The organism is Segnochrobactrum spirostomi (assembly GCF_009600605.1).
In the GTDB taxonomy this organism is placed as follows: domain Bacteria; phylum Pseudomonadota; class Alphaproteobacteria; order Rhizobiales; family Segnochrobactraceae; genus Segnochrobactrum; species Segnochrobactrum spirostomi.
On sequence record NZ_VWNA01000001.1, the window covers coordinates 216,043 to 237,546 of the forward strand.

At 68.2% G+C, this 21,504-nt stretch carries 16 protein-coding genes and 2 pseudogenes; 8 read left to right on the top strand and 10 right to left on the bottom strand.

The genetic code is table 11. From position 1 onward, the window contains the following. Positions 1-240: 240 nt before the first annotated feature. The 5 genes and pseudogenes from F0357_RS01065 to F0357_RS01085 all read left to right on the top strand — a co-directional run bounded on the left by F0357_RS01065 (position 241) and on the right by F0357_RS01085 (position 6,499). The gene (locus tag F0357_RS01065; RefSeq protein ID WP_153477788.1) at positions 241-1,725 is read left to right on the top strand and encodes a replicative DNA helicase; all 1,485 of its coding nucleotides are present in this window, start codon (positions 241-243) and stop codon (positions 1,723-1,725) included. An 18-nt stretch (positions 1,726-1,743) separates the two neighbouring features. Further along, entirely contained in the window at positions 1,744-3,183 is a 1,440-nt protein-coding gene (gene radA / locus F0357_RS01070) for a DNA repair protein RadA (RefSeq protein WP_153477790.1), read from the top strand. Between the two features lie 191 nt (positions 3,184-3,374). Continuing rightward, positions 3,375-3,971, top strand: a pseudogene (locus tag F0357_RS01075) (CvpA family protein); the annotation flags it as partial. Between the two features lie 227 nt (positions 3,972-4,198). Then, positions 4,199-5,689, top strand: a complete 1,491-nt coding sequence (gene purF / locus F0357_RS01080) for an amidophosphoribosyltransferase (protein WP_153477795.1) — start codon at positions 4,199-4,201, stop codon at positions 5,687-5,689. A 7-nt stretch (positions 5,690-5,696) separates the two neighbouring features. Beyond that, positions 5,697-6,499 (top strand): annotated as a pseudogene (locus F0357_RS01085) (SDR family NAD(P)-dependent oxidoreductase). 357 nt (positions 6,500-6,856) lie between these two features. Here F0357_RS01085 and der read toward each other — a convergent pair. The 10 genes from der to miaA all read right to left on the bottom strand — a co-directional run bounded on the left by der (position 6,857) and on the right by miaA (position 18,344). Continuing rightward, positions 6,857-8,236: a ribosome biogenesis GTPase Der gene (der, locus tag F0357_RS01090; protein ID WP_153477797.1), complete on the bottom strand. Its 1,380-nt coding sequence runs from the start codon at positions 8,234-8,236 to the stop codon at positions 6,857-6,859. Between the two features lie 28 nt (positions 8,237-8,264). Beyond that, on the bottom strand, positions 8,265-9,632 hold the full coding sequence (locus F0357_RS01095; RefSeq protein WP_153477799.1) for a PQQ-like beta-propeller repeat protein: 1,368 nt from the start codon (positions 9,630-9,632) through the stop codon (positions 8,265-8,267). A 49-nt stretch (positions 9,633-9,681) separates the two neighbouring features. Further along, a complete protein-coding gene (locus tag F0357_RS01100) occupies positions 9,682-10,371 on the bottom strand; it encodes a tetratricopeptide repeat protein (RefSeq protein ID WP_153477801.1) in 690 nt (229 codons plus the stop codon). Positions 10,372-10,608: 237 nt separating this feature from the next. Beyond that, positions 10,609-11,178 (bottom strand): NnrU family protein, encoded by a 570-nt coding sequence (locus F0357_RS01105; protein WP_153477804.1) that lies wholly within the window; start codon positions 11,176-11,178, stop codon positions 10,609-10,611. Between the two features lie 195 nt (positions 11,179-11,373). Then, on the bottom strand, positions 11,374-12,393 hold the full coding sequence (ilvC, locus tag F0357_RS01110; RefSeq protein WP_153477806.1) for a ketol-acid reductoisomerase: 1,020 nt from the start codon (positions 12,391-12,393) through the stop codon (positions 11,374-11,376). Positions 12,394-12,574: 181 nt separating this feature from the next. Further along, on the bottom strand, positions 12,575-13,522 hold the full coding sequence (locus tag F0357_RS01115) for a DMT family transporter (RefSeq protein WP_312861400.1): 948 nt from the start codon (positions 13,520-13,522) through the stop codon (positions 12,575-12,577). Then, on the bottom strand, positions 13,519-14,850 hold the full coding sequence (locus tag F0357_RS01120; protein WP_153477809.1) for a glycoside hydrolase family 5 protein: 1,332 nt from the start codon (positions 14,848-14,850) through the stop codon (positions 13,519-13,521). Before F0357_RS01120 ends, F0357_RS01115 begins: the two co-directional genes overlap by 4 nt. Beyond that, on the bottom strand, positions 14,783-15,322 hold the full coding sequence (ilvN, locus tag F0357_RS01125; protein WP_153477811.1) for an acetolactate synthase small subunit: 540 nt from the start codon (positions 15,320-15,322) through the stop codon (positions 14,783-14,785). Before ilvN ends, F0357_RS01120 begins: the two co-directional genes overlap by 68 nt. An 87-nt stretch (positions 15,323-15,409) precedes the next feature. After that, on the bottom strand, positions 15,410-17,176 hold the full coding sequence (locus F0357_RS01130) for an acetolactate synthase 3 large subunit (RefSeq protein ID WP_153477814.1): 1,767 nt from the start codon (positions 17,174-17,176) through the stop codon (positions 15,410-15,412). 241 nt (positions 17,177-17,417) lie between these two features. Beyond that, positions 17,418-18,344: a tRNA (adenosine(37)-N6)-dimethylallyltransferase MiaA gene (gene miaA / locus F0357_RS01135; RefSeq protein WP_312861401.1), complete on the bottom strand. Its 927-nt coding sequence runs from the start codon at positions 18,342-18,344 to the stop codon at positions 17,418-17,420. 68 nt (positions 18,345-18,412) lie between these two features. Here miaA and serB point away from each other — a divergent pair, with 68 nt between their 5' ends. The 3 genes from serB (at position 18,413) to F0357_RS01150 (ending at position 21,456) form a co-directional block, all read left to right on the top strand. Continuing rightward, positions 18,413-19,330, top strand: coding sequence for a phosphoserine phosphatase SerB (gene serB / locus F0357_RS01140; protein ID WP_312861402.1), 918 nt, complete (start codon positions 18,413-18,415; stop codon positions 19,328-19,330). Between the two features lie 489 nt (positions 19,331-19,819). After that, entirely contained in the window at positions 19,820-20,641 is an 822-nt protein-coding gene (locus F0357_RS01145; RefSeq protein ID WP_376767815.1) for an ABC transporter permease, read from the top strand. After that, positions 20,638-21,456 carry an ABC transporter permease gene (locus tag F0357_RS01150; RefSeq protein WP_153477818.1) on the top strand — a complete coding sequence of 273 codons (819 nt, stop codon included), beginning with the start codon at positions 20,638-20,640 and terminating at the stop codon, positions 21,454-21,456. The genes F0357_RS01145 and F0357_RS01150 overlap by 4 nt, the downstream gene beginning before the upstream one ends. Positions 21,457-21,504: the final 48 nt, after the last annotated feature.

Here is a 21,504-nt window from a genome sequence, read left to right on the forward strand (position 1 = left end):
GGAAACGCTCGCCCGAATCACCCCCTGCGGGGCATAATCGCGGCTTGGCGGCAGCGGGCCGCGCCCTCCCCCTGTTGATTGCGGGCATGATATCCGCCGCGGCGCCTTTGAGGCTTCACGCGGCGGGACGGGCACGCTATCGAGCGGGCTTGCTCGGGTCGCTCCCGGTCCGCCGGTCGGACGCGATCATCGGACCCGAGCCGCACCCGCTCGAAATCGGCTGGGAGAGCCTGCGACCGCATGGACGCCAAAGCCCGCAAGATCGAAGCCGCAGGACCGAGCGCGCGCACCGCTCCGCACAATGTCGAGCTCGAGCGGCAGCTTCTTGGGTCCGTGCTGATGAACAACGAGACCTATTACCGGGTCTCCGACTTCCTTGAGCCACCGCACTTCTTCATCGACGCGCACCGCCGCATCTACGAGAAGATGTCGCACCTGATCCGGGCCGGCAAGGTCGCCTCCCCGATCACGCTCAAGACGTTTTTCGGGCAGGACGAGCAGATCGCCGACATCTCGGTGACGCAATATCTGCTCCGCCTCGTCGCCGACGCCACCACGATCATCAACGCCGAAGACCACGGCCGGATGATCTTCGATCTCGCCCTACGCCGTCAGTTGATTCAGATCGGCGAGGATATGGTCAACGTGGCGTTCGATTCGCCGATCGATCAGCCGCCCAAGATGCAGATCGAGGACGCCGAGCGCCGCCTTTACGGTCTCGCCGAAAGCGGGCGCTACGAGGGTGGCTTCCAGACCTTCTCGGATGCGCTGATCGCCGCGGTCGATATGGCGGCGGCCGCCTATCAGCGCTCGGGCGGCCTGTCGGGTCTCGCGACCGGCCTCACCGACCTCGACCGCCTGATGGGCGGCCTCCAGCGCTCCGACCTCATCATCCTCGCCGGCCGTCCGGCGATGGGTAAGACCTCGCTCGCGACCAACATCGCCTACAACATCGCCCGCTCGTACAAAGGCGCGCAGCAGGCCGATGGCTCGCTGAAGGCCGAGGACGGCGGCATCGTCGGCTTCTTCTCGCTCGAAATGTCGGCCGAGCAGCTCGCGACCCGTCTGCTCGCCGAACAATCCGGCGTGCCCTCCTCGCTGATCCGGCGCGGCTCGATCGATCCCGACCAGTTCGAACGCCTCGCTGCGACCGCGCAGGAGATGCAGACGATCCCGCTCTACATCGACCAGACCGGCGGCCTCTCGATCGGCCAGCTCGCGGCGCGCGCCCGCCGCCTGAAGCGCCAGCGCGGGCTCGACCTCCTCGTGGTCGACTATCTCCAGCTCCTTCAAGGCTCGAACCGCCGCTCGTCGGACAGCCGCGTGCAGGAGATCACCGAGATCACCACCGGCCTCAAGGCGCTCGCCAAGGAGCTCGCGGTGCCGATCGTCGCGCTCTCGCAGCTCTCCCGTCAGGTCGAATCGCGCGACGACAAGCGGCCGCAGCTCTCGGACCTGCGCGAATCCGGCTCGATCGAGCAGGACGCCGACGTGGTCCTGTTCGTCTACCGCGACGAATATTATCTGAAGAACAAGAAGCCGAAGGAAGGCACCGAGGAGTTCTTCAAGTGGCAGGCCGAGATGGAGGCGGTGGCGGGCATCGCCGAGGTCATCATCGGCAAGCAGCGCCACGGTCCGACCGGCACGGTGCCGCTCGCCTTCGAGGCCGAGATCACCCGCTTCTCCAACCTCGCCCGCGAATATCAGGTTCCCGACCGCGAGTAGCGCGTCCCGAAAGGCATCATGGCCAAGGCCCGTTCCCACTTCGTCTGCCAAGCCTGCGGCGCGGTCTCCAACCGCTGGTCGGGCAAGTGCGAGGCGTGCGGCGAGTGGAACACCATCGTCGAGGAAATGGCGGAGTCGATCCTCGCCGGGCCGAAGCCCTCGCCGCGCAAAGGACGCAGCGTCGAACTCGGCTCGCTCGCCGGTGAAGCCGACGAGGCGCCACGGGTGAGCAGCGGCATTGCCGAGCTCGACCGGGTGACCGGCGGCGGCTTCGTTCAGGGCTCGGCGATCCTGATCGGCGGCGATCCCGGCATCGGCAAGTCCACGCTGCTGCTCCAGGCGACCGCCGCGCTCGCCCGCGCCGGGGAGCGCGTCGTCTACGTCTCCGGCGAAGAGGCGACGGCGCAGATCCGGCTCCGCGCCGAGCGGCTGGGGCTTTCCGGCGCGCCCGTCTCGCTCGCGGCGGAGACGAATGTCGAGGACATACTCGCGACCCTCTCCTCGGCCGGCCGGCCGGCGCTCGTCGTCATCGATTCGATCCAGACGCTGTGGACGGCGGCGGCGGAGTCCGCGCCCGGCACCGTGACGCAGGTGCGGGCCTGCGCCCACGCGATGATCCGCTATGCCAAGACGACCGGCGCGACCGTCGTGCTCGTCGGCCACGTCACCAAGGACGGCCAGATCGCCGGCCCGCGCGTCGTCGAGCACATGGTCGATGCGGTCATGAGCTTCGAGGGTGACGGCGCCGGCCCGTTCCGCGTGCTGCGCACTACGAAGAACCGCTTCGGCCCGACCGACGAGATCGGCGTCTTCGAGATGACCGGCCTCGGGCTCAAGGAGGTGCCGAACCCGTCCGAGCTCTTCCTCGGCGAGCGCGACACCGCGAGCCCCGGCACCGCCGTCTTCGCCGGAATGGAGGGCACCCGCCCGCTCCTCGTCGAGATCCAGGCGCTCGTCGCTCCCTCGACGCTCGCCATACCGCGGCGTGCCACCGTCGGGCTCGACGGCAACCGCCTCGCCATGATTCTCGCCGTGCTCGAGGCGCGCTGCGGCGTCCGCTTCGGCTCGAACGACGTCTATCTCAACGTCGCCGGCGGCCTGCGGATCGCCGAACCGGGTGCCGACCTTGCAGTGGCTGCAGCCCTGGTATCCTCCTTGAGCGGGGTTGCCCTTCCCCCCGATTGCGTCTATTTCGGCGAAGTCAGCCTCACAGGTCGCGTTCGGCCGGTCGGTCATGCGTCATCCCGCCTTAAGGAAGCCGAAAAGCTGGGATTTCGGATGGCCGTCGCACCGGATTCGGCGGCGGTCGATTCAGGTCGGGAACGCGCCCTCGGCGTTCGCGGCGTCGGCGCGCTGATCGATTTCGTGGCCGATGTGGTCGGCCAAGCCCCTTCGCGGGAGCCTCCTTCGAGGGAGCCCGCGCGGGCCCTTCCCGGCCGGATGCCATCCGGACGATAAGCTGGCCCGTTCAGACGTTTGAGACCGGCGCTTATCGGAGATCGGGCACCCCCGGCCGCGAGCGCCGGGACGATCGCCCCGTTTGATCGGACCGGTTCGGATGCGCCCCGGCCGTCCGCCGGGGAGGTCGGTGGCGGAGATGGCGCCAACGGCGGCCGATGGTCTCGGCCGCGCATGGGATTGTCTGGCTGATGTCGTTCACCGTTCTCGACGGGATCGTCCTCGTCGTCACGCTGCTCTCCGCCGTGCTGGCGATGGTCCGCGGCTTCGTGCGCGAGGTGCTGTCGATCGCCTCGTGGGTCGTCGCGGCGATCGCAGCCTACGCCTTCTACGACGATCTGCTGCCGCTGGTATCGAAGTACATCCACCATCCCCAGCTCGCGCTGGCGGCCTCGATCGGCGGCGTCTTCCTGGTGACCTTGATTGTGGTCTCCATCATCACCATGAAGATATCGGACTTCGTGATCGACAGCCGGATCGGGTTCGTGGACCGGGCGCTCGGCTTCGTGTTCGGTGCTGCGCGCGGCATCCTGCTCCTCGTCGTGGCGATGCTGTTCTTCAACTGGCTGGTGCCGCAGGACCGGCAGCCGCCGTGGGTGGCGGACGCCCGCACCAAGACGATGCTCGACCAGCTCGGCGGCCGCCTCGTCGCCGCGCTGCCGAGCAACCCGGATGCGATCATCGCCGAGCGCCTCGGGCCCAGCCTGAGCGGCAAGATCCCGGGCCTCAAGACGGACACGACGACGGCCCCGGCCGCGCCGGGATCGCAGCCCGCGCCCCAGACGCCGGACGCGAGCTACGGCACGGGGTCGCGGCAGAGCCTCGATCAGTTGATCCAGTCGACCAACGACGGCAGCGACACTTCGCAGACCCAGGCGCCGGCCGCTTCCGGCGGACAGCCGCAACCGGCGACGCCGCCGGCCGGCACACAGCCCGCTCCGGCGGGACAGGGCCAGTAAGACCCGTTCGGCGGGACCTTGCGGCCTGCAATCCAGTGAAGGGTTCGACGAAAGAAATGGGCAAAGACGACCGCCTTCAGCACCTCGGAGACGCGTTCGGAACCAATCCGTTCGACGACGACCACCTGCACGAGGAATGCGGTGTGTTCGGCGTGTTCGGGCACTCCGAGGCGGCGGCGCTCACCGCACTCGGCCTGCACGCCTTGCAGCACCGCGGGCAGGAGGCGGCCGGCATCGTCAGCTTCGACGGTGCCCATTTCGTCACCGAGCGCCACATCGGCCTCGTCGGCGACAATTTCTCGAAGCCCGCGGTGATCGAGCGTCTCGCCGGCAACCGTGCCATCGGCCACACCCGCTACTCGACGACGGGCGCGCCGGTGCTGCGCAACGTGCAGCCTCTGTTCGCCGAGTTCGCCGGCGGCGGCTTCGCGGTCGCCCACAACGGCAACCTGACGAACGCTCGCACCCTCCAGCGCAGCCTTCAGCAGCGCGGCTCAATCTTCCAATCGACCTCGGACACCGAGACGATCATCCACCTGATCGCCACCTCGAACCGCGGGCAGCTCATCGACCGGTTCGTCGATGCGATGCGCCAGATCGAGGGCGCCTACGCGATTGTGGCACTCTCCGAAAAGAAGATGGTCGGCTGCCGCGATCCGCTCGGCGTCCGTCCCCTGGTCCTCGGCAAACTCGACGACGCCCACGTGCTCGCCTCCGAGACCTGCGCCCTCGACATCATCGGCGCGAGCTTCGTGCGCGACATCGATCCGGGCGAGCTCGTCGTCATAACCGAGGACGGCATCGAGAGCATCCGGCCCTTCCAGGCAGCCCGCCCGCGCTTTTGCATCTTTGAGTACGTCTATTTCGCGCGGCCGGATTCGATCGTGGAAGGGCGCAACATCTACGACGTCCGCAAGCGGATCGGCGCCGAACTCGCGCTGGAATCGCCGGCCCCGGCCGACCTCGTCATCCCGGTACCGGATTCCGGCACGCCCGCGGCCCTCGGCTTCGCCCAGGCGGCCAACCTGCCGTTCGAACTTGGCATCATCCGCAACCATTATGTCGGCCGCACCTTCATCCAGCCGACCGACGCGATCCGCCACATGGGCGTGAAGCTGAAGCACAACGCCAACCGGGCGATGCTCGAGGGCAAGCGCGTCGTGCTCGTGGACGATTCGATCGTGCGCGGCACGACCTCGAAGAAGATCGTCGAGATGGTGCGCGACGCCGGCGCCACCGAGGTGCACATGCGCATCGCGAGCCCGCCGACGACCAATTCCTGCTTCTACGGCGTCGATACGCCGGAGAAGTCGAAGCTGATCGCCTCGCATATGTCGATCGAGGAGATCAACGCCTTCATCAAGGCCGACAGCCTGGCCTTCCTGTCGATCGACGGCCTCTACCGCGCCGTCGGTGAGCCCGGACGCAACGGAACCACGCCGCAATTCTGCGACGCCTGCTTCACCGGCGATTATCCGACCCGTCTGACCGACCAGCAGGACATCGAGACGACGCGGCAGCTCAACCTGCTCGCCGAAGCGGTCTGAGATCGCCATGTCTGAGAGAGTCGTGGCCGAGCATCCTTCCATCGACTTTTCGGGCCGCGTCGCGCTGGTGACCGGCGCCTCGCGCGGCATCGGCCGCGCCCTCGCCTTGGCGCTCGGCCGCGCCGGCGCCCACGTGATCGCGGTCGCCCGCACGGTCGGTGCGCTCGAGGAGCTCGACGACGCCATTCGCGCAGCGGGCGGCGAGGCCGCGACCCTGGTGCCGCTCGACCTCAAGGACATGCCGGCCCTCGATCGGCTCGGCGCCGCGATCTACGAACGGTGGGGCCGGCTCGACGTCCTCGTCGGCAATGCCGGCATCCTCGGGCCGATCTCGCCCCTCGCCCACGTCGATCCGAAGGCGTTCGAGGACGTCATGACGATCAACGTCACGGCGAACTGGCGGCTGATCCGCTCGCTCGATCCGCTGCTGCGCCAGGCCGAGGCCGGGCGTGCCGTGTTCGTGTCCTCCTCGGCGGCGTGGCGCGGGCGGGCGTTCTGGGCCCCTACGCCGCCTCCAAGGCCGCCCTCGACGCTCTCGTGCGCGCCTACGCGGCGGAGACGTCTCACACGGCGGTCCGCATCAACGCCCTCGATCCCGGCGCCACCCGCACCCGCATGCGCGCCCAGGCGATGCCCGGCGAGGACCCGGAGACGCTCCCGGTGCCGGAAGCGCTGGTGCCGCCGACGCTCGCCCTGCTGTCGCCGACCTTCGACCGCTCCGGGCTCGTCTTCGACGCCCGCACCGGCACCCTGCGCAGCTTCGGCGTTCCGGTGGAGATCGAGACGGAAGACGCGGCCGCCGAGGGCTAATCCCACCCCCGTCTTTCACTGCATCACGGCCCGGCTCGTCCGGGCCGTTTTGTTTGGAGTGGCCGTGTGCCGGCTTGGTGTCCGCGGCAACGCCGGAGCGCCCGGATGACCGCTTCCTTTATTGATTCAACATTGAGTCAACATATTTAAGCGCAGGATGTTTGCACATCCGGGGAGATCGCCCCCCTTCGCGAGCGCTGTGGGACATCGCCCTCTCCGTCGCCATCCCCAGGCTTGTCCCCGGGACCCAGGGCCAGGGATGCCCTTCCGTCATACCCATTCGACCTCCCCAAAACGAAATGGCCCGGACGAGCCGGGCCATGACGTGAGACGGTGGCGATCGAGATGACGCCCGCGTCAATCCTCGGCGAACGGGTTGTCGCCCTTGCGCAAGGTGAGTCGGATCGGGCAGCCGGTGATCTCGAAGGTCTCGCGGATACCATTGACGAGATAGCGCGTGTAGGACTCCGGCAGCGCCTCGGGCCGCGAGCAGAACACGATGAAATGCGGCGGGCGCGATTTCGCCTGCGTCATGTAGCGCAATTTGATGCGCCGTCCGCTCACCGCCGGCGGCGGATGGTGCTCGAGCACGCCGCTGAGCCAGCGGTTCAGCCGGCCCGTGGAAATGCGCTTCGACCAGATCTCGCGGGCGCGAAACGCCGCGTCGAGCACCTTGTCGATACCGACGCCGGTCAGGCCCGACACCGGCACGAGTTCGACGCCGCGGATCTGCGGCAGCAGCCGGTCGACCTGCTCGCGCGCCGCCTTCATGGCCGCGCCGCGATCCTCGACGAGGTCCCACTTGTCGAGCGCCACCACGATCGCCCGGCCCTCGCGGATGACGAGATCGGCGATCTGAAGGTCCTGCTTCTCGAACGACGCTGTCGCGTCGAGCGTCACCAGCACGACCTCGGCGAAGCGGATCGAGCGCAGCGTCTCGCCAACCGACAGCTTCTCGAGCTTGCCCTCGACGCGCGCCTTGCGGCGGAGGCCCGCGGTATCGACGATGTCCACCCGCCGGCCACGCCATTCCCACGGCACGGTGATGGCGTCGCGGGTGATACCGGCCTCGGGGCCGGTCAGCAGGCGATCCTCCCCGAGCATCCGATTGATGAGGGTCGACTTGCCGGCGTTCGGGCGCCCGACGACGGTCAGCTTGAGCGGGCGTGCGAGAAGCCCCTCCTCGTCCGCCTCGTCCGTGTCGGTCACGACATCGGACGGCGGATCGTCCTCGGCGTCGGGATCGGGGAAATGTCCGACGAGGGCCGAATAGAGGTCGGCCATGCCTTCGCCGTGCTCGGCCGAAATCGGGACCGGCTCGCCGAGACCCAGGCTGAACGCCTCCAGCAGACCCGCCTGCCCTTCCCGTCCCTCGGCCTTGTTGGCGACCAGGATGACGGGACGGGAGGTACGCCGCAGGATATCGGCGAAATGCTCGTCGAGCGGCGTCATGCCGGCGCGGCAATCGACGACGAACAGGACGATGTCGGAACTCTCGACGGCCGCCTCGGTCTGGGCCCGCATGCGGCCCTCGAGGCTGTCGATGTCGGCTTCCTCGAGGCCGGCAGTGTCGACGACCGTAAAGGTGAGGTCGCCGAGCTTCGCCTTGCCCTCCCGCCGATCGCGGGTCACACCCGGCGTATCGTCGACGAGCGCGATGCGCCGTCCGACGAGGCGGTTGAACAAGGTCGACTTGCCGACATTCGGACGGCCGACGATGGCGACCACAGGCGTCATCGCGCCGGCCCCTTTCCTTGTCCCTGCGTCAGCGCAGGGCGTTGATCGTACCGTTGCCGGTGACGACGATCAGACTGCCATTGGCGATGATCGGCCCGAGATAGGCCGGGCCGGGCAGCGGCTTGGTGGCGCCGAGCTGGCCGTTGCTCGCATCGACCGCGGCGATCTGCGACTCGGTCGAAACGACCCAAAGACGGCCACCGCCGAGCACCGGGCCGCTCCAATGGGAGCGCTTGTTCTTGGTGTTGATGATCGGAAGCTGGGTCGACCAGATCACGCCGCCGGACGAGCGGTCGAGGGCGATCAGGCGGTCGTCGAGATCGAGCACGAACACCGCGTTGCCGGAGACGATCGGCGTGTTGGTGCTGCCGAAGTCCTGCTCCCACTTGCGCTCGCCCGTCTTGAGGTCGACGGCGATGGTGCGGCCCGAGACTCCCGACGCGTAGACCGTGCCGCCCGAAACGACCGGGCTGCCGGACACGTCGCTGACCGAGGAAAGCACCATCGTGCGGGTCGCGCGGGTGACCGCGTCGGACCACAGCGGCTGGCCCTTGGTGACGTCGAAGCCCATCACCTCGCCCGAGGAGAACGGCACGACGAGCGTGTTGCCGGACACGGCCGGGCTCGCGGCGGCGAGCAGACCCGCCGATTCCGGAATGCCGCGATAGGTCCAGACTTCGGTGCCGTCGGCCGCGTTGACGGTGAATACGACGTTGTTCGAGGATACGACGAATACCTTGCCGCCGGCGGAGGTCGGAGCGCCGCGGGCCGGCGATTCGATGTCCTTGGTCCAAAGCTGCTTGCCGCTCGCCGCATCGAGGGCCAGCAGGCTACCGTAGCCGGTCGACACATAGACGCGCCCCTGATCGTAGGCGACGCCGCCGCCGATCGCCGAATCGCGCTCCTTGTCCGGCTTCACCGAGGTCTGCCAGGCGCGGCCGCCACTCGACTGCGAGATCGCGGTGACCTTGCCGTCGGGCGTGTAGACATAAACGAGGCCGCCGCCGGTCACAGGCTTCGCCGAAACGCGCATCGCCGCACCGGAGCCGAACGACATCCAGCCGCCGTAGCTGCCCGTTCCGCCGAGCACCGCCGACGACCAGCCGCGCGCACCGGAACCGGAGAAGGCGACATTGCCGGAATCGTTGGAAGCGGGGCCGCCCGCGTCCGGCCAATCGCCGCCGCCCTGCGGCGCGCCGATCGAGGCGACGGTTTCCTTGGCCTTCGCTTGATTGACGTCGTCCGCCGCCCCGAACACGTCGTGGCGCTCGCCCGGTAGCGGCGTCTTGTGGTCGGCGAACGGATTGAGGCTCGCGAGCGAATCACAGCCCGCGACGCTCAGCGCCATGACGGACAGGAGGAGAGCGCGGACGAACGGGGATGCTTTGCGTGCCATCGGGGGCCTCGTCGAACTGGCGGTACGGTGGCGGTACGGCGTGGGGCGGTCAGGAGGGGTTGGCAGCCTTCGGCGCCGCGGCGGCCGGCGTCTCCGCCGCCTTCACGAGCGCGAGCATGATGCGCGCACGGTCGGTGGCGTCGGCCGGGCCGTTCGGATCTTCCACGATCGCCTGGAACCACTTGTGCGCGCCGGCATAATCGCCGGCTTGATAGGCCGCGACGCCCATCAGCTCGCGCGCCGATTGGCGCCACGCATTGTCGGTCTCGGCGAGGCTCGACACCCGCGACTCGACCGCCTTGCGGTCGCCGTCGTCGAGAACGAGATAGCCCGCCCGGATATGGGCGAGGTTGCGATAGAGCAGCGGCACCGAACCGTCGGCGGCGATCGCGTCGAGGGCGGAAACAGCACCAGCTTCGTCGCCGCTCTGGGCGAGTTCGGTCGCCGCGCGGAACTTCGCGAGCACCTGATAGCCGAGGCCCGCCTTGCCGGCGAGGTCACCGAGTTCGACGGCGGCCTTCTTGTGATCGCCGGCTTCGGCGGTCTTCAGCGCGGCGAGCATGACGTCGCCGGAGGTCGCGGCCTGATGTTCCTTCCAGGCGACCCAACCGCGCCAGCCGGCCGTGATGGCGACGACGAGAACGGCGGCAAGGATCACGTAGAGTCCGAAACGGTCCCAGAGCTTCTTCATCCGCTCGTGGCGGAGGTCCTGTTCGACCTCGGTGAAGATATCCGTCATCCGCTCCCGTTCCCGGCCTCGTCGGCCTCATGCCGGCTCCGGCACGTCGCATCGCGCCTGGCGCGCCGTCGTACCCATCTCCGGTCGGCCGTCCGGCCTTGTCGCATGTCGAACGCACCGCTTAGCGCGTTCGCGGCGGTTCGCCAAGCCGAACCTCTGCGAACCGGCCATCGCGCCCCTGGCCGAGGCCCGACAGGGCTGTACGGTGCGGCCACGCAGCGCCGTGGCGGACGAGACTCAGATGACCGGCACGCCGATCACCCAAGCATGCAATCTGAGGACGATCGCGGCATAAAGAAGGAGACCGACCCCGACCGCGAGAAGATCGTTGCGCCAAGGCCCGCCGGTGACGGTGACGAGGCCGGCCGTCTCACGCCGCTTCAGCGAGATGCGGTCGAGGATCGCCCAGGCGAGGAACGCCGCGAACAGGATCACCGAGGCGGAATCGCCGTTCGCGAGGAGATGGGCGAACGCCCAGATCAGCACCGCCGTCACCATCGGGTGCCGGACGTAGAGCCGGATGCGGCCGGGGATGTAGGTGGCGACGAGAAGGATGATCGCGATCAGCATCAACCCCATCGTGACGTGCCGCAGCCACAGCGGGGGATCGTACAGGATCATCGGGCCGGCGTTGCGGGCCGCGTGATAGCCGTACAGCGTCAGCACGAAGCCGAGCCCGGACGCGAGCGCGAATCCCATCCGGTAGCCGCGCTCGCCGAAGTGCGCGCTGAGCCGATCCTTGAGCCGGGTGCCCGGCAAAAGGTGGGATCCGAGAAACAGGAACAGTCCGACCGCGAGGATGACCAAAGGCGCCTCCCTCCCCGAGAGGCGGTCACTCTAATCCTTTCGTCGGAGTAGCGCGCGGCGGCTAGGCGTCGCAATCGCGCGCCGCCGCCGCCCCTGTCGGATCCCCCTGAAACGCGAACGGGGCGGCCGAAGCCGCCCCGTCCCGATCAATGATGCCAGCGCGCGAGACATGACGTCTCGCGCCGCGGCCTCGCCTCAGTTCTTCGACTTGTCGACCAGGGCCTTCGCCTTGATCCACGGCATCATGTCGCGCAGGCGGGCGCCGACTTCCTCGATCGGATGGGCGTTCGCCTTGGCGCGGGTCGCCTTGAACGAGGTCTGGTTGACCTTGTTCTCGAGCATCCAGTCGCGGGTGAACTTGCCCGACTGGATGTCGTTCAGCACGCGCTTCATCTCGGCCTTGGTCTCGGCGGTGATGATGCGCGGACCCGTCACGTACTCGCCGTACTCGGCGGTGTTCGAGATCGAGTAGTTCATGTTGGCGATGCCGCCCTCGTAGATGAGGTCGACGATGAGCTTCACCTCGTGGAGGCACTCGAAATAGGCCATCTCGGGGGCGTAGCCCGCCTCGACCAGCGTCTCGAAGCCGGCGCGGATGAGCTCGACGAGACCGCCGCAGAGCACGACCTGCTCACCGAACAGATCGGTCTCGCACTCTTCCTTGAAGGTGGTCTCGATGATGCCGGCGCGGCCGCCGCCGATCGCCGAGGCGTAGGAGAGCGCGATGTCGTGGGCGTTGCCCGAGGCGTCCTGGTGGATCGCGATCAGGCAGGGCACGCCGCCGCCGCGCTGGTACTCGCCGCGCACCGTGTGGCCCGGGCCCTTCGGGGCGACCATCAGCACGTCGAGGTCCTTGCGGGGCTCGATCAGATTGAAGTGAACGTTGAGGCCGTGCGCGAAGAGAAGCGCGGCGCCTTCCTTCAGGTTGTCGTGCAGACTCTCGCGGTAGATGTCGGCCTGGAGCTCGTCCGGGGTCAGCATCATGACGACGTCGGCCCACTTCGCCGCTTCGGCCGGGGTCATGACGGTGAGGCCCGCGCCTTCCGCCTTCTTCGCCGAGGCCGAGCCCGGACGCAGCGCCACCGCGATCTCCTTCGCGCCCGAATCCTTGAGGTTCAGAGCGTGGGCATGACCCTGGCTGCCGTAGCCGACGATGGCGACCTTCTTGCCCTTGATGAGGTTGATGTCGGCATCCCGATCATAATAGACGCGCATGGACGAGTTTCCTTGTTGTCCGGTGTTGGCGTGGGTGTTCGCAGGCGGGCGTTTCGGCAGCGTGCTTTAAAGCCGGTACGCGCGGGGTCAAGGGGCGGCGGCCCGAAAAGGGCCGCGGGCGGCGTTCGGTGAGGCGGACGCAGGCCCGTTTCGGGGCACGGAACCGCCATCGGATCGGTTTTCATGTGCAGGCCTCCTCGGCGGCGTCTCGCACCGGCTTGGCCCGCTGCACCGAGGCGAGCGCGACGCCGCCGGCGGCGAGCGCCATGCCGGCCCAGGCGAGCGGCGGCATCGCTTCGCCGAGCATGCCCCAGGCGATCAGGGCCGAACCCGGCGGCACGAGGAAGAACAGCGCCGAGACCTTGGAGACCTCGCCCGCCCGGATCATGGCCAGGTAGAGCGAGATCGCGACGAGCGAATTGCCGATGACGAGGTAGGCGAGCGCCCCGATGAAGGGCGCGCTCCAGACCACGTGACCGTCCTCCAAGGCGAGCGCGAGCGGCAGCGACAGAGCGAGGCCGACCGCATATTGCACCGCGTTCGCCGTTAGCGGGTGCTGCGGCGCGCCGAAGCGCTTCTCGTAGAGCGCCCCGCCGGACATGGCGAGCAGCGCCAGGACCGCGAGGACCACGGCGACGGGCGACGTGATCTCGATCGCCGAGCGCGACAGAATAACGATCGCCGCGCCGGCGAGACCGAGCAGGAGCCCGATCCAGCGCCTCGGACCGACCCGCTCCCGGGTGAACAGCGGCGCCACGAGGCCCACGACAACGGGCTGCATCGAGACGATGAGCGAGAGCGCGCTCGCCGAAATGCCGAAGCGGAAGGCGAAATAGCTCAGGTTGAAATAGAGCCCCTGGATCAGGAACCCGATCACCGCGAGGTTGACCCACGCGCGGCGCGTCTTCGGCAGCGGCGGCCGCACCCACAGGATCAGCGGCACCAAAACCGCGAGCACCAGGCCGTAGCGCCACGCGAGCAGCGTGAACGGCCCGGTATAGGTGACGCCGACCTTGCCGACCGGAAAGCCCGCCGACCACAACAGTAGGAACACGAACGGCGCAGCCTGAAGCCAGGCAGGCTTATGGACCGCGTCGGCGGAGCGCAGCGTGGCGGCGGGTTGGGTCACAGGCCGCCTCCGTTTGGTGCCGCCGGCTTTGACGGGGCAGCCGCGAGCGCGCCGGACAACACGTCAGACAGCGGATTGGGTTTGCGTACGAGGGACGGGTGCTGTCCCTTCTCGACCGCCTCCCAATAGCGCCAGCCGAGCTTCTTCGTGCCGAGCTCGTAGTCGTAAGCGTCCCATTCGTCTTCGCGGAACGAATAGAACGCCCAATGAAGCCCGGCGGCATTCATCACCGAGATCTGATCCGCAAGATATGCCCCGCACCCGTCGTTCCAGCGCACGCAACCGAACTCGCCGCCGACGAGCCGTGACGCCGGCACGCCGTGGCTCTTCGCCCAATCGGTGAACGGCGCGAGCTGGGCCGCAAGGCGATCCCTGTTCCACATTTCGGAACTTCCGTCGTAATCGACGGCACCCGGATAATGGTACCGCCCATCGTTGTGGCGGCTCGTGAAGGCGTAGGGCTCATAGAGGTGAACCGAGTAGAGCACCTTCAGATCGGCAATCGGCGAGAGACAGCGGGCCGCCATGGGCTGCGCGTAGAAGCCCGTGTCGAGCATGATCGGCGTGTCAGGGTCGACCGAGCGGATCGCGGCCACCATCTTTCGATAGAAGGCATCGAGATCCCGCGGCGTTCCGGCGACCGAGCGGCACCAGCGATCCCGCGCAGCGACGTCTTGGGATGTCTCGGAGAGCCCTTGACCGAACTCCGGCGCGGGCTCGTTCAGTACATTGTAAGCGACGATCGCCGGGTGGCCCTTGAGAGCCGTCGCCAGATCCCGCCAATAGGCCGCCGCCGCATCCCACCAGGCCTCGTCACGCCAGAGGCGATCGTCGCGCACATTGCCGTTGAGCTGGCTCCAGCGGGCGCCAGGCAGCCCGAGCGGGACGATCACCACCTTGACTCCGCGCGCCGCGGCACCGTCGAGGATCACCTTCAACTTCGCCAGATCAGCCGGTACCAGCCCACGATAATGATCGAGATCGCCGGCGAGAAAGTCGCGCCCCTCGCCTTTCCATTTGTCGAAGGCGAGACGAACGAAGCCCGCGCCAAACGTCTTCGCCGCGGCGAGGTTATCGACGCTCTCGACCTTATTGAAGCTGTTGGCGCCCCGCCGCTGCACGTCCCAGAATCCTTCCGTCGGCGTGTCCCCCGCCCGGGCGGGGGACAACGAGGCGGACAGGGAAACGCCGAGCACGACGGCGGCTAGCAGCCGCCGACGCTGGGACGCACGAACTCGGGACCGAACACGCACTGTAAGATCAGAGCCCCTCGGGTCCCCGGGCCATAGCTGCAATGCCGGTGCGGGCGACTTCGACGAGCCCGACATCGGTCAGCGTCGCGATGAAGCGCTCGGCCTCGTCGGTCGCGCCGGTGAACTCGAACACGAAGGATTCGAGCGTGGCGTCGAGGGTCTTCGCCCCGAATGCGGCTGCGAGGCGCAGCGCTTCGACGCGGGCCTCGCCGCGGCCGCGCACCTTGGCGAGAACGAGCTCGCGCTCGATCGAGGCGCCGGTCACCGTCAGATCGGCGACGCGGTGCACCGGGATGAGGCGGGCGAGCTGGCTCTTGATCTGCTCGATCACCATCGGTGACCCGGTCGTCACGATGGTGATGCGCGAGACGCTCTTTTCGTGCTGGGTCTCGGACACCGTCAGGGTGTCGATGTTGTAGCCGCGGCCGGAGAACAGCCCGATGACGCGGGCGAGCACGCCCGGCTCGTTGTCGACGAGGATGGAGAGCGTGTGCTTCTCGACGGGTTCGGGAGCGCGCATGGTGGCCTGATCGATCTTCATCAGCATGGGGTCAACTTTCGGTCCGGCGGGTGGAAGGACCGCGAAACGCGACCCTCCCGACCCGGGGCTTGCCTCTCGCAGGAGAGGCGCCCGTCACACCAGCATCTTGCCTTCTTCGTCGATGACGTCCTCGAGCTCGTCGTCGCTCACGTCGTCGCCGAGCAGGATCTCGTTGTGCGCCTTGCCCGACGGGATCATCGGGAAGCAGTTCGCGAGGTTCGCCACGCGGCAGTCGAAGAGCACCGGCCTGTCGACCGCGATCATCTCGCGGATCGCATCGTCGAGCTCGTCCGGCTTGGTCGCGCGCATGCCGACGCAGCCATAGGCTTCCGCGAGCTTCACGAAGTCCGGCAGCGCCTCGGTATAGGAGTGCGACAGGCGGTTGCCGTGCAGGAGCTGCTGCCACTGACGGACCATGCCCATGTACTGGTTGTTCAGGATGAAGATCTTGACCGGCAGATCATGCTGCACGGCGGTCGACATCTCCTGCATCGTCATCAGCACCGAGGCGTCGCCGGCGATGTCGATGACGAGCGAACCCGGATGGGCGACCTGCACGCCGAGCGCCGCCGGCAGGCCGTAGCCCATGGTGCCGAGGCCGCCCGAGGTCATCCAGTGGTTCGGCTCCTCGAAGCCGAAGAACTGGGCCGCCCACATCTGATGCTGGCCGACCTCGGTCGTGATGTAGGTGTCGCGGCCGCGGCTCAGCTCATAGAGCCGCTGGATCGCATATTGCGGCATGATCACGTCGCGGTTGCGCTTGTAGGCGAGACTCTTGCGGGCCCGCCAGCCGTCGATCTCCCGCCACCACGAGGCGAGCGCCGCCTTGTCCGGCGTATGGTTCGAGGCGCGCCACAGCCGCACCATGTCCTCGAGGACATGGCCGACATCGCCGATGATCGGCAGATCAACCTTCACCGTCTTGTTGATGGAGGACGGATCGATATCGATGTGGATCTTGGTCGACCCCGGCGAGAAGGCGTCGAGGCGGCCGGTGATGCGGTCGTCGAACCGGGCGCCGATGCAGATCATCAGATCGCAATCGTGCATCGCCCAGTTCGCCTCGTAGGTGCCGTGCATCCCGAGCATGCCGAGCCATTGCGGATCGGAGGCCGGGAAGGCGCCGAGGCCCATCAAGGTCGACGTGATCGGGAAGCCGGTCATGCGGACGAGCTCGCGCAGGAGCTGGCTCGCCTCGCGGCCGGAGTTGATGACGCCGCCACCGGTATAGAAGACCGGACGCTTCGCCCGCGACATCAGGTCGACGGCATGGCGGATAGCGTCGAGATTGCCCTTCACGACCGGCTTGTAGGTCTTGTGGACGACGTTCTGCGGGCCGGTATAGATCCCCTTCGTGAACTGGATGTCCTTCGGGATGTCGACGACGACCGGACCCGGGCGGCCCGAGGTCGCGACATAGAAGGCCTCGTGCAGGATGCGGGGCAGGTCCTCGATCCGTTTCACCAGCCAATTGTGCTTGGTGCAGGGCCGGGTGATGCCGACGGTGTCGCATTCCTGGAAGGCGTCGTTGCCGATCAGGTGCGTCGCGACCTGGCCGGTGATGCAGACGACCGGGATCGAATCCATCAGCGCGTCGGCGAGCGGCGTGACGGCATTGGTCGCGCCCGGCCCCGAGGTGACCAGCATGACGCCCGGCTTGCCGGTCGAACGGGCATAGCCTTCGGCCGCGTGACCGGCGCCCTGCTCGTGACGGACGAGGATATGGCGCACCTTATCCTGCTGGAAGATGGCGTCGTAGATCGGCAGCACGGCGCCGCCGGGATAGCCGAAAAGCGTATCGACCCCGTGGTCGATCATCGCCTGGATCACCATTTCGGCGCCGGTCATTTCACGCGACATCGTCTCGTCTCCAGCTCGTTCTTCTTCGTCGTCGGCTTCTGGTCGTCAGCGGATCGGGGAAGGATCGGGACCGTTCGGGCAACAAAAAAGGGGCCGTCTGGGCCCCTTGCGCGCGCCGAATGTCCCGGATGGCTCATGCCATCCCGGCGGCGCGCTCCCAAATTACGATAAGGCTCTGACCGCGCATCGGTCGTTTCCCGTGTTGAATGCGGGCGGACCCTAGACGGAGGCTCGGTCAGGGTCAAGAGGGCGATTGCATTTCTTTCGCGAGACGGCTCGGGGCTTCATCGATATTGCGCGGATCGAGCCGGGGCCACGCCGCCATCCGGTTGCGGAACCAGGTTTCCTGCCGCTTCGCATAACGCCGGGTCTCGATCACCGCGCGTTCGATCGCTTCTCGAAGATCGATCTCGCCCCGGCTCGCGGCGGCGAGCGGCGCGACGCCGATGGCCCGCGTCGCCGGCTGGTCGGGGGCGAGACCGAGGGCGGCGAAGGCGACCGCCTCGGCGACGCCCCCCGCCTCCACCATCCCGGCGAAGCGCCGCGCGATCCGCCCGTGGAGCCATCCGCGGTCGGGTGCGAGGACGAGGGTCCGATAGGTTCCGGGCGCGAGCGGCGGCTCGGGCACGACGGCCTGCCAATCCCGAAGTGAGCGGCCGGTGCCGTCGAGCACCTCGAGCGCCCGGGTCAGCCGCTGGGTGTCGGCGGGCTCGAGCCGCGCCGCCATCGCCGGATCGCGCACCTCCAGCATCGCGTGGAGGCCGCCCGCCCCGACCCGTTCGGCCTCCGCCCGCCAGAACACGCGCACGTCGTCCGGGATCTCCGGGATCGGCGAAAGCCCGCACGTCAGCGCCTCGAAATAGAGCCCCGTGCCGCCGACGACGATCGCCGGCCGGTTCTCGGCGCGCGCCGCGGCGAGGACGGCGAGCACCTCGTCGAGCCAGCGCGCGACCGAATAGGGTTCGGCCGCCGGAACATGGCCATAGAGCGCGTGCGGCGCGCGCGCCTCGTCGGTCGCCTCCGGCCGCGCCGAGAGGAGCCGCAATTCGCGGTAGACCTGCATGGAATCGGCGTTGACGACGATGCCGCCGATCGCCTCGGCGAGCCCCACCGCGAGCGCCGACTTGCCGCTCGCGGTCGGCCCGGCTATCAGGATCGCCGCGCCCACGGTCCGCTCCGTCCGCCGTTCCGCTTCATCCGCCGCCCTTCCCGTCCGTCCGCCGACCGAGGTCGTCCGTGTCCCATCCGAGCGCCGTCCCGCCCGTTCCGCTCGTCGCCACTCTGGTCGCCGATCCGGCCCTCCGCGGCCTCGAACCGGCCCTCATCGAGCGGGCCGCGGCAGCGATCGGCGGGGCCGAGATCGACGTGCTCGCGCCGGGCACCGCCGCCGATCTTCTTTATGAGAAGCCCCGCGACGCCGCCCGCGCCGACGAGGCCGCGATCCGCGACGCGCTCGGCGGCGCACCGATCGACGTCTTCGTGCAGCCTCGCGCCGGGCGGCGCAAGCGGCTCCTGATCGCCGACATGGATTCGACCCTGATCGGCCAGGAGTGCATCGACGAACTCGCCGCCGAACTCGGCCTCAAGGACCGCATCGCGGCGATCACCGAACGCGCCATGCGCGGCGAGATCGCCTTCGAGCCGGCGCTGCGCGAGCGCGTCGGCCTGCTCGCCGGGCTCGATGCCGGCGTCACCGAGAAGGTCTGGCGCGAGCGCATCTCGCTCAATGCCGGCGGCCACACCCTCGTCGCCACCATGCGCGCGCATGGAGCCTACACGGCGGTCGTCTCGGGCGGCTTCACCGTGTTCACGACGAAGGTCGCGGCGGCGCTCGGCTTCGACGAGCACAACGCCAACATCCTCGAGATCGCCGACGGCCGCCTCGCCGGGACCGTGTCCGAGCCGATCCTCGGCCGCGAAGCGAAGCTGAAGCGGCTCGAAGACCTGATCGCCGAGAAGGGCCTCGTCGCGTCCGAGACCCTCGCCGTCGGCGACGGCGCGAACGACCTCGCCATGATCCGCCACGCCGGCCTCGGCGTCGCCTACCGCGCCAAGCCCGCCGTCGCGGCGGAAGCCGACGCCCGCGTCGACCACGCCGACCTCACCGCCCTGCTCTATTTCCAGGGCTACCGCGCGGCCGACTTCCACGGTTGAGGCGGCGCACGCCGCTCCTGCGCTGGACGGCGAGAAGGTCCGGACAAGCCGGACCATAGCGACGGAAAGGGCGTGCCCTTCTTCGGCGTGCGGCGACTTCGGGCGCGCACGGCCCGATAGCCCTCTTGCAGGCCCCTCCGCCGCTGCCGCCCACCTCTCCGCGGCCGCTTCCGCTCCCCCGCCGCACCCTCGACGCCCTCTCCGGGATCGCTTCCGTTCCCCCGCCGCGTCATGCCCCGGCTCGTCCGGGGCATCTCTCACCGCACCTGACCGAGATGGCCAAGCCGGGCCATGACGACGGGGCGTGCTCCGAGGCCCCGTCTCATCTTTCACTCGACGCTTGACGATTTCGAGAAAATGAAAAATCATGACTGACTTTCATTTTCTCGAAGTTCGACGGCCATGAGTTCGGCTTTTCCCGCACCCTCCCCCACGACGTCGACACCCCCGGCGGATCCGAACCGCTCCGCCCGGCGCTTCGAGATCGCGATGAACGTGCCCGGCACGCTCGTCACCGTGACACTGATCCTGTTCGCGCTCGCCCTCGTCCTGTTCCTGAGCACCCGGATCAACGACAGCACGGTGCTCGGCGCCGGCTTCACATTCGGCAATTTCGTCGAGGCCGCGAGCGACCCGCTCTATCGGATGGTGGTCGGGCGTTCGCTCATCATCGCCGGCTTGGTGACGCTCGCGACGGTCGGCCTCGCCTACCCGGTCGCCTATTACGCCGCCTTCCACGCCGGCCGGCACCGCGGACTGATCCTGTTTCTCGTCACCCTGCCGTTCTGGACGAGCTATCTCCTGCGCGTGTTCGCCTGGAAGATCGTGCTCGCCTACAACGGCGTGCTCAATTCCGGCCTGATGGAGCTCGGGATCATCCGCGAGCCCATCCTCGCCTTCCTCAACACCCCGGCCGCCGTCGTCATCACCCTCGCCCACGCTTATGCCGCGTTCGCGGTGCTGCCGATCTTCGTGGCGCTGGAGACGATCCCGAAATCCTATCTGGAAGCCGCCTCCGACCTCGGCGCGAAGCCGGCGGAGACTTTCCGTCGGGTGGTGCTGCCGATGTCGATGCCGGGCGTGCTGTCCGCCGCCCTCGTGGTGTTCGTGCCGACGGTCGGCGATTACGTCACGCCCGCTCTCGTCGGCGGCCCATCGAGCACGATGATCGGCTCGATCATCCAGGCCCAGTTCGGCAAGGCCGACGATTGGCCGTTCGGCGCCGCGGTGGCGGTGCTGACGATGCTCGTCATCCTCGTCGTGGTCGCGGCCGCCCGCGCCCTCGACAAGCGTTTCGGGAGCCGCACATGAAAGCCGCCCCGTTCCGCCGTCCGCGCCTCTCCGGCCTTGCGATCTATGTCGGCGCCTATCTCGTCTTCCTCTATCTGCCGATGGTGCTGATCCCGCTCTTCTCGTTCAACGACTCGATCCAGGCGGCGTTTCCGCTGAAAGGCTTCACCTTCGCCTGGTACGAGGCGCTCCTCGCGAACGAGCGGATGCACGACGCGCTCGCCAACACCCTGATCGTCGGCTTCTCGGCGGCCGCCCTCGCGACGCTCTGCGGCATCGCCATCGCCTATTGCGACGTGTCCCGGCCGAGCCGCATCGCCCGCACGGTCTCGGCGCTGGCCCGCCTGCCGATACTCATTCCGGGCGTCATCGTCGGCATCGCGCTCCTCATCTTCGTCAACCTCGCCGGCTTCGGACCATCGCGGCTCGCGATCGTGCTCGGCCACACCTGCCTCGCCTTGCCGACCACGGTGATCGTGATGCGGACGCGCTTCGCCGCGATCCCACGCAGCCTCGAAGACGCGGCGATGGATCTCGGCGCGCGGGAATGGCTGACCTTCCGCAAGGTGATGCTGCCGCTCAGCCTGCCGGCCGTCGCCGCCGCCTTCCTGCTCGCGTTCCTGACCTCGTTCGACGAGTTCATCGTCGCCTTCTTCCTGACCGGCACGGAGCAGACCCTGCCGGTCTTCATCTGGGCGCAACTGCGCTTCCCGAAGGAATTGCCGAGCGTCATGGCGCTCGGCTCGCTGATCCTCGCCGTTTCGATCGTGATCGCAGGTGCCGCCGAGTTCATTCGCCGGCGTGGTGCGGTCGCGCGCGAGGCCGCAGGAGCATGATCCGGCCGCGCGGCAAGGGAACCCCGCGCGCCACCGGACCGAGAATTC

Excerpts from the sequence above, each read along its gene's own strand:
- F0357_RS01065 (WP_153477788.1), top strand. The coding sequence starts at position 241 with ATGGACGCCAAAGCCCGCAAGATCGAAGCCGCAGGACCGAGCGCGCGC.
- radA (WP_153477790.1), top strand. The coding sequence starts at position 1,744 with ATGGCCAAGGCCCGTTCCCACTTCGTCTGCCAAGCCTGCGGCGCGGTC.
- purF (WP_153477795.1), top strand. The coding sequence starts at position 4,199 with ATGGGCAAAGACGACCGCCTTCAGCACCTCGGAGACGCGTTCGGAACC.
- der (WP_153477797.1), bottom strand. The coding sequence starts at position 8,236 with ATGACGCCTGTGGTCGCCATCGTCGGCCGTCCGAATGTCGGCAAGTCG.
- F0357_RS01095 (WP_153477799.1), bottom strand. The coding sequence starts at position 9,632 with ATGGCACGCAAAGCATCCCCGTTCGTCCGCGCTCTCCTCCTGTCCGTC.
- F0357_RS01100 (WP_153477801.1), bottom strand. The coding sequence starts at position 10,371 with ATGACGGATATCTTCACCGAGGTCGAACAGGACCTCCGCCACGAGCGG.
- ilvC (WP_153477806.1), bottom strand. The coding sequence starts at position 12,393 with ATGCGCGTCTATTATGATCGGGATGCCGACATCAACCTCATCAAGGGC.
- F0357_RS01120 (WP_153477809.1), bottom strand. The coding sequence starts at position 14,850 with ATGTCGGGCTCGTCGAAGTCGCCCGCACCGGCATTGCAGCTATGGCCC.
- ilvN (WP_153477811.1), bottom strand. The coding sequence starts at position 15,322 with ATGCTGATGAAGATCGATCAGGCCACCATGCGCGCTCCCGAACCCGTC.
- F0357_RS01130 (WP_153477814.1), bottom strand. The coding sequence starts at position 17,176 with ATGTCGCGTGAAATGACCGGCGCCGAAATGGTGATCCAGGCGATGATC.
- F0357_RS01145 (WP_376767815.1), top strand. The coding sequence starts at position 19,820 with ATGAACGTGCCCGGCACGCTCGTCACCGTGACACTGATCCTGTTCGCG.
- F0357_RS01150 (WP_153477818.1), top strand. The coding sequence starts at position 20,638 with ATGAAAGCCGCCCCGTTCCGCCGTCCGCGCCTCTCCGGCCTTGCGATC.